Origin of the sequence: Streptomyces sp. NPDC018031, from assembly GCF_044327625.1 — a bacterium.
Classification (GTDB): Bacteria; Actinomycetota; Actinomycetes; order Streptomycetales; family Streptomycetaceae; genus Streptomyces.
Window position 1 is genome coordinate 1 of record NZ_JBIRFT010000019.1, and the last position, 12,061, is coordinate 12,061.

The 12,061-nt window shown below is 71.6% G+C and carries 10 protein-coding genes; 6 read left to right on the top strand and 4 right to left on the bottom strand.

The features are described 5' to 3' along the window. Positions 1-162: 162 nt before the first annotated feature. A complete protein-coding gene (locus ACH4B3_RS29195; RefSeq protein ID WP_398467824.1) occupies positions 163-867 on the bottom strand; it encodes an ABC transporter permease in 705 nt (234 codons plus the stop codon). Between the two features lie 141 nt (positions 868-1,008). Here ACH4B3_RS29195 and ACH4B3_RS29200 point away from each other — a divergent pair, with 141 nt between their 5' ends. Then, positions 1,009-3,045 (top strand): RICIN domain-containing protein, encoded by a 2,037-nt coding sequence (locus ACH4B3_RS29200; protein ID WP_398467826.1) that lies wholly within the window; start codon positions 1,009-1,011, stop codon positions 3,043-3,045. A gap of 172 nt (positions 3,046-3,217) precedes the next feature. On the opposite strand, the gene ACH4B3_RS29205 is transcribed toward ACH4B3_RS29200, so the two are convergent. Next, positions 3,218-4,213, bottom strand: coding sequence for a LacI family DNA-binding transcriptional regulator (locus ACH4B3_RS29205; protein ID WP_398468044.1), 996 nt, complete (start codon positions 4,211-4,213; stop codon positions 3,218-3,220). Between the two features lie 289 nt (positions 4,214-4,502). Here ACH4B3_RS29205 and ACH4B3_RS29210 point away from each other — a divergent pair, with 289 nt between their 5' ends. From ACH4B3_RS29210 to ACH4B3_RS29225, 4 genes are all read left to right on the top strand, one after another. Next, positions 4,503-5,426, top strand: a complete 924-nt coding sequence (locus ACH4B3_RS29210; RefSeq protein ID WP_398467828.1) for a carbohydrate ABC transporter permease — start codon at positions 4,503-4,505, stop codon at positions 5,424-5,426. Between the two features lie 2 nt (positions 5,427-5,428). Next, positions 5,429-6,376: a carbohydrate ABC transporter permease gene (locus ACH4B3_RS29215; RefSeq protein ID WP_398467830.1), complete on the top strand. Its 948-nt coding sequence runs from the start codon at positions 5,429-5,431 to the stop codon at positions 6,374-6,376. Between the two features lie 83 nt (positions 6,377-6,459). Then, complete coding sequence (locus ACH4B3_RS29220; protein WP_398467832.1) at positions 6,460-7,803, top strand: ABC transporter substrate-binding protein; 1,344 nt, start codon at positions 6,460-6,462, stop codon at positions 7,801-7,803. 343 nt (positions 7,804-8,146) lie between these two features. Then, entirely contained in the window at positions 8,147-9,901 is a 1,755-nt protein-coding gene (locus tag ACH4B3_RS29225; protein ID WP_398467834.1) for a beta-galactosidase family protein, read from the top strand. A 198-nt stretch (positions 9,902-10,099) separates the two neighbouring features. Here ACH4B3_RS29225 and ACH4B3_RS29230 read toward each other — a convergent pair whose 3' ends face one another. Together ACH4B3_RS29230 and ACH4B3_RS29235 are read right to left on the bottom strand one after the other, a co-directional pair. After that, positions 10,100-10,327, bottom strand: coding sequence for a hypothetical protein (locus tag ACH4B3_RS29230; protein WP_398467836.1), 228 nt, complete (start codon positions 10,325-10,327; stop codon positions 10,100-10,102). Positions 10,328-10,454: 127 nt separating this feature from the next. Then, on the bottom strand, positions 10,455-10,847 hold the full coding sequence (locus tag ACH4B3_RS29235; protein ID WP_398467838.1) for a hypothetical protein: 393 nt from the start codon (positions 10,845-10,847) through the stop codon (positions 10,455-10,457). Between the two features lie 476 nt (positions 10,848-11,323). Here ACH4B3_RS29235 and ACH4B3_RS29240 point away from each other — a divergent pair, with 476 nt between their 5' ends. Then, on the top strand, positions 11,324-11,809 hold the full coding sequence (locus tag ACH4B3_RS29240) for an SRPBCC family protein (protein WP_398467840.1): 486 nt from the start codon (positions 11,324-11,326) through the stop codon (positions 11,807-11,809). The last annotated feature ends 252 nt before the right edge of the window (positions 11,810-12,061 follow it).

Consider the following 12,061-nt stretch of genomic DNA (forward strand, 5'->3'; position numbering starts at 1 on the left):
TCCGCGGGGCACCGGGCCCGACCCCGGCGCCCCCCCCCCCGGCCCGCCCGGGGGCCCCCCCCCCGCGGGGGGGGGGGGCCCCCCGGGGCCCCCCCGCCCCCGGGGGGCCCCCCCGGGGCCCGGCTCGACTCCCCTTCTGCTCGTCGGGTGCGGGGACGGGGGTCAGGCGGGTAGTCCGACGGCGCGTTCCCCGCTGCGGCGCTGCTGGATGACCAAGGCGGCCACCAGCAGGGCGCCCTGGGCGACGTTCTGCCAGAAGGTGTTGATGCCCTCGACCGTCAGGCCGTTCTCCAGCGCACCGAGCAGTGCCACGGCCAGCAGCGTGCCGCCGATGCCGCCCTTGTAGCCCTTGAGGGCGCAGCCGCCGAGGGCGTCGGCGGTGATCGCCTTGAGCTCCAGGCCTTCGCTGTCGGAGTCGGGCTGCCCGGATCCGGTGCGGGCGGTCAGCAGGATGCCGGCGATGGCGGCGACCACGCCGATCAGGGCGTAGACGGCCACCAGGTACTTGTTGACGGAGACGCCCGCCAGTCGTGCCGCGGTGTCGTTGCCGCCCATCGCGTAGAGGTTGCGGCCGATGTCGGTGTGCTTGAGCAGCACGTGCACCGCCAGCGCGACCACGATCAGGATCCAGGTCATCACCGGCAGGCCGGCGATCTTGCCGCGGGCGAGGAAGATGAAGACCGGCTCGTTGAGGACGTAGCCCTGCGCCCGGCCGTCGGAGACGAGTTGGGCGACGCCCTTGTACCGGCGAGGGTGGCGCGGGGCAGGCTCGGTCGTCCGCGCGCCTTGACGCTGCCGGTCGCTGGTGCCAGCATCGCACCAGCTGATGTTTACGCAAACATTACGTCGCCGGATGTTCGGCGTCATCGGTGTTTCGTATGCGCGCCGCTCTTCCCTCTCCCTTGCCCCCATGAGATGGGGCCGCGCCGGGCGCCGCCCGGCGCGGCGCGACGGCGGCGCATATCCCGATCACAGGCTCGTCACGCATCCCCCCAAGGAGCCCTCTCCATGGCAAGAACCTCGCGCCGCAGGCGCGTTGCGGTTGCGGCCGGTGCGCTGGGCGCACTGCTCGCCGGCACCCTCGCCACCTCGCCTCCGGTATCGGCGGGCCCGTCCGCCACCGATGAGTCGATCACCATCACGCCCGACCCCTCCTACGCGGGCGAGCCGTTCCAGGGCTGGGGCACCAGCCTCGTCTGGTTCGCCAACGCCACCGGCGGCTACCCGGAGCAGATCCGCCAACGCCTCGCCGACCTCGTCTTCGGGGACCAGGGACTGGCACTCAATATCGCCCGGTACAACATCGGCGGTGGCAACGCCCCTGATGTGCGCGACTATCTGCGCGCCGGGGGCGCCGTCCCGGGATGGTGGAAGGCCCCGGCCGGCACCACGCGGGAGGACACCGACTGGTGGTCACCGGACGACCCCGAGCTGTGGAACCCGGAGGCGGACCGTGCTCAGCGGTGGTGGGTGGACCGCGTCAAATCGCAGGTGGACCACTGGGAGGCGTTCAGCAACTCCCCGCCATGGTTCATGACCACCAGCGGCTATGTCTCGGGCGGCTTCGACCCCCAGGCCGACCAGCTGAAGCCGGACTCCGTCACGGACTACACCCGGTACCTGATCGGCGTCGTGGAGCGAGTCGAGCGTGCGCACGGCATCGACATCGCCACCCTCGACCCTTTCAACGAGCCGAACGGCACCTGGAGGACCACCCTCGGCCCCGACGGGGAACCGACCGGTGGTCGTCAGGAGGGCACCCACATGAGCCCCGAGCTGCAGCGGTCGGTGCTCCGCGCGCTCCACGAGGAGCTCCGCACGGCAGCGGTGGACCCGCGGATATCGGCGATGGACGAGAGCACCCCGGAGGGGTTCGCCGGCAACTGGCGGGCGTACACCACGAGCGAACGGGACATGGTCGGCCGGCTGAACGTGCACACCTACGGCACCGGCGGCCGCACCACCGTCCGCGACCTGGCCAAAGCCGCGGACAAGCCGTTGTGGATGAGCGAGGTGGACGGCGACTGGGGCCAGGGGCAGAGTTTCACGGACATGGGCCCTGGTCTCGGCCTGGCCCGTCACATCGTCGGGGACCTGCGGGAACTGGAGCCGACTGCCTGGCTGTTCTGGCAACCCGTCGAGGACTACAACAACATGAAGCCGGGCGGGGAGTCGGCCCAGGGCGGCAACTGGGGCACCATCCAGGTGCCCTTCGACTGCAAGGCCGGCGACACCCTGCGGACCTGCCCGGTCCGCACCAACACCAAGTTCAACACCGCGCGGAACTTCACGCACTACATCAAGCCCGGCGACCGGCTGGTGCGCACCGAGGACCCCGCGAGCGTCGCGGCGGTCTCCGAGGGAGGCCAGAAGGCCACCGTCGTCCATGTCAACGACAGTGACGCGGCTCGGAATGTCACCCTGGATCTGTCCAAGTTCGCTCAAGTGAACCCGGACGCCACGGTGACACCGGTGGTGACCGGCGCCGGTGAAGTCCTCCAGTCCCGTGAACCGGTGCGGGTCTCCGGAGACCGCGCCACGATCTCCGTCCCGGCGCGTACGGTCACCACGTTCCTCGTCTCCGGCGTCTCCGGCGTCGCGGACGGTGCAGGAATCCAGGACGGGCACGCCTACCGACTCACCGGCGAGGGCAGCGGGAAGTCGCTCACCGTCGCGGACGACGGGCGCGGCGTCGCCATCCGGGACGACCGCTCCGACGGTGCCGGCCAGCGGTGGACCTTCGAACGGATCACCCCGGGACACGGCAACCGCGGACGCTATGTGATCAGGGAGGCGGAGAGCGGGCGCGCGCTCGCGGCCCAGGACGGCGCCGCCGTGCTGGCGGACGAGGGATCGACGGTGTCACAGCAAGCGCAGTGGGTCCTGTCGACCACCGGCGACGGACGGTGGACCTTCGTCAACGCCGGGAGCGGGCAACTGCTCGACGTGGCGGGCGCCGCCACGCATGACGGGGCCACGGTGGCGGTGTGGGAGCCGAACTCCGGCAGCAACCAGCTCTGGACGCTGGGGGAGAGCGGGGCATAGCCGTACCGGGGGGTGCGCCGGGGCGCCACGCCGGCCCGACGCACCCCCCGCGTCGGAGGGCGTGGGGGCGGGCGCCGAGCGGTCGCCCCCACGCCGACCGTTCCACCGGGCCGGCGGAGCGCGAGATCCTGCCGCGCAGGCGCACGGGCTCCCGCCACACCGTGGGGGCTGTTCAGCCGGCGCCGGCCGGGGGCGGGGCGGTGCTCTTCCGGACCACCATCCGGGTCGGTACCAGTGTGGTGCCGTGCTCCTCCTGCTCGGTACGGATCTGCCGCAGCGCGCTCTCCACACAGCGCCGGCCGACCTCCGCGAAGTCCTGGTGGACCGTGGTGAGCGGCGGGATGAAGGAGCCCGCGTCCGGGATGTCGTCGAACCCCACCACGCTGACCTGGTCCGGCACCTTACGGCCGCTGTCGTGCAGGGCGCGCAGCACGCCCAGCGCCATCTGGTCGTTCGCCGCGAAGACGGCGGTGCAGCCGGGTTCCCGGGCCAGCCGCAGCCCCGCCTGGTACCCGGACTCGGCCGACCAGTCGCCCCGCAGCGGCGGCGGCACCTCCCGACCGGCCCGCTCCAGCTCCGCCCGCCAGGCGTCGGTCCGGCGCTGCGCGGCGTAGGACTCCTGCGGTCCGGCCACGTGCCACACGGTGGCGTGCCCCAGGTCGAGCAGGTGCCGTACCGCTTCGGTGGCGCCGCCCATCTGGTCGGTGTCCACCACGCTGTACCGGTCGCCGGCGTCGGAGTCCGCCACGACCACGCCGACGTTGGGCGGCAGCGAGACCGTGGCGGCGTCCAGCAGGTGCACCTCCATGATCACGATGATCGCGTCCACCGCCAGCTCTCCCAACCGGGTGAAGGCGCCGCGCACCTCGTCCTGGGTCGGTACGGCGACGGGCAGCAAGGTGGTGGCGTAACCCTCCCGGGCCGCCGAGGTGGCGATGGCCTCCAGCGTCCGGACGTTGCCGGTCGTGGAGAGCGTGAACAGAATGATGCCGATGGTGCGGAACTCGCCCCGCTTCAGGGCCCGGGCTGCGCTGTTGGGCCGGTAGCCCAGTTCCTTCATGGCGGCCAGGACCTGCTGCCGGGTCGCCTCGACGACACCCGGGTGACCGTTCGACACACGGGACACGGTCTGTGAGGAGACTCCGGCCCGCCGGGCCACGTCCGCCATGGAGACCCGGCGCTGCTGCCCCGGCCTGCCGGCCGCCTCCCGGGACCGTTTCCGGCCTCCCGTGTTCGCGTCGTCCATGACGCCGTCCACCTGCACTCCCGGCCTCCCGTCAGTCAGGGCCAAATCAGTACCGCACGAATGTTGACGCCCCCGAGGGCTCAATGTAAGCATCTCATCAGCGCGATGTTTACGTAAACATCTCTGTAACGCCCGGCCCGCCTCCCGTGCGCTGACGGCTTCCGTATTCCCCTCCGCCGGGCATCCCGTACGACACGCGAGGAATTCAGCCATGACGACATTGCCAGCACCCTCTGCCGTGGGGCGGTCCGCCCCACGGCAGAGGTTCCGCCGCCGGCGAGCGTGGATCGGGTGGGGCTTCATCGGCCCCTTCATGGCGGTCTTCGCCCTGGTGTTCCTCGCGCCGATCGCCTACTCGATCCATCTCAGCCTCTTCCAGGACCGGCTGGTGGGAGGCACCTCGTTCGTCGGCCTCGACAACTACCAGCGCGCCTTCGAGGACCCGCAGTTCTGGTCCGCGCTGGGCCGGGTGAGCCTGTTCCTCGCCGTCCAGGTGCCCGTCATGCTCGGGATCGCGCTGCTGGTGGCGCTGGCGATCGACAGCGGACGGCTCTACGGCCGGAACTTCTTCCGAGTGGCGATCTTCCTGCCCTACGCCGTCCCCGCAGTGGTGGCCACCCTCATGTGGGGCTTCATGTACGGGACGCGCTTCGGCCTGGTGGGCAACATCAACGACACCTTCGGCGTGTCGATGCCCGAACCGCTCTCCGCCGACCTGGTCCTCGCCTCCATCGGCAACATCGTGACCTGGGAGTTCATGGGCTACAACATGCTCATCTTCTACTCGGCCCTGCGCGTGATCCCGCACTCGCTCTACGAGGCCGCGGAGATCGACGGGGCCGGCCAGTGGCGCGTCATCACCGCGATCAAAATCCCCGCCATCCGCGGCGCGCTGGTCATCGCCACCATCTTCTCCATCATCGGCAGCTTCCAGCTGTTCAACGAGCCCAGCATCCTGCAGGACATCGCCCCGAACGCGATCACCACGCACTTCACGCCCAACCTGTACACCTACTCGCTGGCCTTCGACGGGCAGCAGCACAACTACGCGGCCACGGTGGCGATCGTCATGGGAATCCTCACCATGATCATCGCCTATGTCGTGCAGCTGCGCGGCATGCGGAAGGAGAAGTGACGATGGGAGCCACCGCACCGGCCGCCACCCCGCCGAGCACCAAGCACCGCCGACCCCGCCCCGCCCCCGTACCGCGCCCGCCCGCCCGCCGGACACAGCGACGCGACCGCCCCCGCCGCAGCATCGCGCTCACCCTCCTCACCGGCCTGGTGGTGATCTACACCCTGCTGCCCCTGGCCTGGCTGCTGATGAGCGCCACCAAGACCCAGAGCGGCCTGCAGAGCTCCTTCGGCCTGTGGCTCGACGGCGACTTCGCCCTGTGGAGCAACATCACCGAGACCCTCACCTACCATGACGGCGTCTACCTGCGCTGGCTGCTGAACACCCTGCTGTACGTGGTGGCCGGCGCGGGCGGCGCGACCTTCCTCGCCGTACTCGGCGGCTACGCCCTGGCCCGCTTCGATTTCCCCGGCAAGCGCGGCGTCTTCGCCGTCGTCATCGGAGCGGTCGCCGTCCCCGGGACGGCGCTGGCCATCCCCACCTTCCTGATGTTCAGCAAGATGGGGCTGACCGACACACCGTGGGCGGTGATCATCCCGTCCCTGATCTCGCCCTTCGGGCTCTATCTGATGTGGGTCTTCGCCTCCGAAGCCATCCCCACCGAACTGATGGAGGCCGCGCGCATCGACGGAGCCGGGGAACTGCGCACCTTCTTCCAGGTGTGCCTGCCTCTGCTGGCACCGGGCATCGTCACGGTGCTGCTGTTCAGCGTGGTAGCCACCTGGAACAACTACTTCCTGCCGCTGATCATGCTCAAGGATCCGGACTGGTATCCGCTCACCCTGGGCCTGGACGCCTGGAACGCACAGGCCTCCACCGCCGGTGGTGAAGCCGTTCCCCATCTGGTGCTCACCGGCTCCCTGCTCACCATCGTGCCGCTCATCGCCGCCTTCCTGCTGCTCCAGCGGTACTGGCAGTCGGGACTCGCCGCCGGAAGCGTCAAGGAGTGACCCGGCCGCACCCCCTGCCCACGGCCGCGTGACCCCGGCACCCGTACCGACGTACCGAACCACATGAAGTGAGATGACTGACCATGACCAACAGACCGCGACGAGCGCTGCGCCGGACGGGACTGGCCTGTGCGGTCGCCCTCGCGCTGACCCTGACCGCCTGCGGCTCCTCCGATGATGACGGCGGCGGCAGCGCCGGCGGCTCCCCGTCCGACATCAAGGCGGCGCTGGAGAAGGGCGGCACCATCAAGGTGTGGGCCTGGGAGCCCACCTTGAAGAAGGTCGCCGAGGACTTCGAGGACAAGTACCCCAAGGTGAAGGTGGAGCTGGTCAACTCCGGTACCAACACCGACGCCTACACCGCACTGCAGAACGCGATCTCCGCCGGCTCCGGCGTACCGGACGTCGCGCAGATCGAGTACTACGCACTCGGCCAGTTCGCACTGAGCGAGTCACTCACCGACCTGTCCGGCTTCGGCGCCGATGAGCTGGACGACACCTACTCGCCCGGCCCCTGGAACGCGGTCTCCTACGACGACGGCATCTTCGCCCTGCCGATGGACGCCGGCCCGATGGCGCTCTTCTACAACAAGAAGGTCTTCGACAAGCACGGCGTACCGGTACCCAGGACCTGGGACGAGTACGTCACCGCGGCGAAGAAGCTCCACGAGGCCGACCCGGACGTGTACATCACCAACGACATCGGCGAGGCCGGCTTCACCACCAGCATGATCTGGCAGGCCGGCGGACGCCCCTACAAGGTGGACGGCACCAAGGTGTCCATCGACTTCACCGACGAGGGCAGCACCGCCTACGCCAGGACCTGGCAGAAGCTCATCGACGACGACCTGGTGGCACCCGTTCCCTCCTGGAGCGAGGAGTGGTACAAGGGCCTGTCCGACGGAAACATCGCCACCCTGGCCATCGGCGCCTGGATGCCCGCCAACCTGACCTCCGGGGCACCGGGCGCCTCGGGAGACTGGCGGGTCGCCCCACTGCCGCAGTGGAAGCCCGGCGCCTCGGTGAGCGCCGAGAACGGCGGCAGCTCACTGGCGATCCCTCGGAAGAGCGGCAACAAGGCACTCGCCTACGCCTTCGTGGAGTACGCCAACGCCGGTGACGGCGTGAAGAGCCGGGTCGCCGAGGGCGCCTTCCCGGCCACCACGGCGATCTTGAAATCCAAGGACTTCCTGGACCGGAAGTACGAGTACTTCGGCGGCCAGCAGGCCAACAAGATCCTCGCCCAGTCGGCCGGCGACGTCCCGGACGACTGGTCCTACCTGCCCTTCCAGGTGTACGCCAACTCCATCTTCAACGACAAGGCCGGCAAGGCGTACAGCACCGGCACCCCTCTGGAGCAGGGCCTGGCCGACTGGCAGGAAGCCTCCCTCAAGTACGGCAAGGAACAGGGCTTCACCATCGAGTAGCCCGCCGGCCCCGCCGCCCCGGGCGGCCGACGGTATGACCCAGACCCCCGTACCGAGGCCGCCCGGCCCTGGCCCCGGCCCCGCGCACCGGCCCTCCGAGGCAGTGCCGCGGGGCCGGTCCCACCCACGGACCGGGCACCGCGACCGCCCGCGTACCCGACCTAGCGGGCGGCGTCCCGCGGCGTCCCCGCCGCCTGCCGGTCCGCGCCCGCCCTGACGATCCGGCGCGGACCGGCAGCGACCCCGGAACCCCAGCGCCGCTCGGCGCGACGACCGCAGCGGTGCACCGCCGCTGTCCGCCATCACTCAGCCGGACCAGCGTTCCGGCCACGGAGCAGCCGACATGCCCATCCTGAAGACCGACGACACGCGATTCCTCCTGGACGGACGCCCGTTCCGGATCCTCTCCGGGGGACTGCACTACTTCCGCGTCCACCCCGAGCAGTGGGGCGACCGCCTGCGCAAGGCACGGGCGCTGGGCCTGAACACCGTCGAGACCTACGTCCCCTGGAACCTCCATCAGCCCGTCGCGGGCGGCGAGCTGGTCCTGGACGGACTGCTGGACCTGCCCCGCTTCCTGGAACTCGCGGCGGCCGAGGGCCTGCACGTCCTGCTGCGTCCGGGCCCCTACATCTGTGCGGAGTTCGAAGGCGGCGGCCTGCCCTCCTGGCTGCTGGCCCACGACGGGATGCGGCTGCGCTCGACGGACCCGCGCTTCCTCGCCGCCGTCGACGAGTACTTCGACCGACTGCTGCCCGCCGTCGCGCCGTACCTGGGGACGCGGGGCGGCCCGGTGATCGCGGTGCAGGTCGAGAACGAGTACGGCGCCTACGGCGACGACGTCGCCTACCTGCGGCACCTGGCCGACACCATGACCCGTCACCTGGGTGAGACTCTGCTGTTCACCTGCGACCAGCCGCAGGACCTCGTCCGCGGCGGCCTGCCCGGCGTCCTGAAGACCGTCAACTTCGGCAGCCGGGTCGGCGAGGGCCTGGCCGCGCTGCGCGAGGTCCAACCGTCCGGGCCGCTGATGTGCACCGAGTTCTGGATCGGCTGGTTCGACCGCTGGGGAGGCATCCACGTCGTCCGGGACGCACAGCACGCCGCGGACGCGCTGGACGAACTGCTGGCGGCCGGTGCCTCGGTCAACCTCTACATGCTGCACGGCGGCACCAGTTTCGGCTTCACCAACGGCGCCAACGACAAGCACACCTACCGCCCCACCGTGACCTCCTACGACTATGACGCCCCGCTGGACGAAGCCGGCGACCCCGCCGCGAAGTTCCACGCCTTCCGCGAGGTCATCTCCCGCCACGCCCCGGTGCCGGACACCCCGGTGCCCCCGCCGTCGAAGAAGATCTGCCAGCTGGACATCGAGCTGACCGCCGCCGCCCCGCTCTTCGAGAACCTGGACGGCCTCGGGGAGGCAGTGGTCTCCGAGCGGCCCCGCACCATGGAGGAGCTCGGGCAGGCCTTCGGGTTCGTGCTCTACGAGGCGACGCTCACGGAGCCCGGCCCGGCACTGCTGGAGATCGAGGCCGTCCGCGACCGCGCCCAGGTCTTCGTGGACGGCCAGCCCGTGGGCGTCCTGGAGCGCGAACGGCACGAACACACCGTGGCGTTCACCGTGCCCCGGGCGGGTGCCGTGCTCCGGATCCTGGTGGAGAACCAGGGCCGGGTCAACTACGGTCCGGCCCTCCACGACCGCAAGGGGCTGGTCGGCCCGGTGGCCCTCGACGGCGCCCCGCTGACCGGCTGGGCGAGCCGCGCCCTGCCCCTCACCTCCCTCGACTCCCTCGGGTTCGCCACCCCCGCCGCACCGTCGGCCGGCCCGGTCTTCCGGCGGGGCACCGTGGACATCGAGGAGCCGGCCGACACCTTCCTCGACACCACCGGCTGGACCAAGGGGAACGCCTGGATCAACGGCTTCGCGCTGGGCCGGTACTGGTCCCGCGGCCCGCAGTCTTCGCTGTACGTCCCCGCCCCGGTGCTTCGGCCCGGCCGCAACGAGATCGTCCTCCTGGAACTCCATGCCCCCCGCTCCTCGGCCGCCGTCGACCTGCGGGACGTTCCGGCCCTCGGGCCCGAGGAGGAGTAGGCCCGGTACCGGGGTCGGTCTGCGGAAGTACTCCTACGTGCCGGCCATCCGGGCGCACGGCGGCAACGTGCCTGGCGTCGAGCCGGCCGGGGGGAGTCCGGACGTCGGCCGACGTCCCCGTGAAGCCCCACAGCCGCCGCCGCACCTCCTTCTGGCCCGCGGACGCGCAGGTCGGAAGGGTGCGGCGGCACCCGTCGGTCAGATGCGGTCGTAGTGGTGCCGCTCCTCGACGACCGGTGCGGCGGGCGACGGTGCCTGGGTGCGCCGACGCTTGAAGACGCTGATGTACGCGGACAGTCCGAGGATGCCGACACCCATCAGGATCAGCCCCGCCAGGGGTGTGTCGATTCCGTTCAGATCCACGTCCACCGCGAAGGTGAGGATCGCCCCGAGGGCGATCATGGCAATGCATCCACCCATGCCCATGAGTCATGCCTCCGTACACGCTTGGCTGTTCCGGGCTGGTCCCTGATCGGGTACCCCGGCCGGTAGCCGGCATTCCGCGTGCCCGGCGATCGATGGCGGCGGCCCGGGGGCGACGGGCGGCCGGCGCTCAGCGGGTGGCGACCGGTTCGGTGGCGGGGGAGGAGTCGATCACGGCCCAGAGCCGGCGGCCGCCGCCCGCCGCGTCCGACCCGCAGTCACCGACCCCCAGTCGCGCGACGCGGCGCAGCACGGCCCCGTCCGCCGGGTTCGGGCCGCGCCGGTGACTGAGTACCAGGACCAGGATCCGCCGGTCGCGGTCGGTCAGATGCAGGCTGACCCGGGTGCCGCCGTCCCGCACGGCGTCGCCGACCAGCAGTGTGGTGACCGCGCGGACGGTGGTACCGGCGGCCGGGTGGCCCCACCGCTCGACCTGGCGGGCCGCCCGGCGGGACGCGCGGTGGGCGGCCCAGGGCGAGGACTCCAGGAGCCAGTGGGCGCCCCGGCGGTTGCGCATGGTCACCGCGCCGCGGTCGTGCGCCGCGTCGCCCCGGGGATCCGGCGGGAAGGGGCTGGGGGGTTTCTTCGGCGGGGGCGGGGTCCTGGGCGGATAGTCGGGCCGATGGCCGTATTCCGCCTGCGGCATCGGTGTCACGGCAGCCTCCGGAGCGGGAACGGAAAGGGCGGACACGGACCGCCCCACCCATGGTAGGCGCCCGGATCGGCGGGCGTCCGGGGCTTCCGCGGCCGCCCCAGCCGGGCCCGAGCCGGCCTGTAGCCGTGGGTCCGGGGCGTGTCCGCCGCGGGCCGGGCTGCCGCGGCGGCGGGCCCGCCCCGGTGGTAAGGGGGCCGCGCTCCCGGCCGCTTGACCGGGTCCCTCCCTCGGCCGCACGATCTTGTCATGCACGGGAGTGCCGGGCGGGCGGCCGCGGGAGCCGCCGCGACCGCGGCACCGGAACCACCGCCGGAACCGTCCCAACCTCTTCCGAAGGGCCGTTGATGGAGCAGAGAGTCTCGGAGTCGACCGTGATCGCCGTGGAGCCGGGCGTGGCCTACGACGCGGTGGCGAACGTGTCCGCCATGGGCCGGTGGAGCCCCGAGTGCACCGGGGCGGACGTCAAGGGCGCCGCGGGCGGGGAGGTTCGGGTCGGCACCCGCTTCACCGGCCGCAACACCGCCGCCAGGGGCCGGTCCTGGTCGACCGACTGCGAGGTCACGGCAGCGGAGCGCGGGCAGCGGTTCGCCTTCCGGGTACGGGCGGTCGGCCTGAGCGTCGCCGAGTGGAGCTACGCCTTCGAGCCCGTGGAATCCGGTACCGCCACCAAGGTCACCGAGAGCTGGGTCGACCAGCGCGGGCGGCTGATGCGGTTCATCAGCTCCTTCGTCACCGGGGTGCGGGACCGCGCGGAGGCGAACCGCCGGAACATGGAGGTCACCCTGCGGCGTCTGAAGGAGGAGCTGGAGGGGCGGCGCGAGCCTGCCTGACCGTCCGGCGCGGCACCCGGCCCGCCGCGGTAGGCCCGCCGGCCGGCGGGCGGGAGCGGACCCGGGTGCCGGAGTCGCCCCGCGGGGGGCGTCACCCTCGGCCGGGCGAATACCTCTCACGGTCGGTGCGCTGCCCCCGGCCGCCGGGGCCGGGAACCTGCCGACCGCTCGGTGCGGCTGCCAACGGCGGTTTACGGCAGTGCAGTTGACGGCCGATGACCGGGGTCCGCCGGTCCCGACGGGCGACTCACC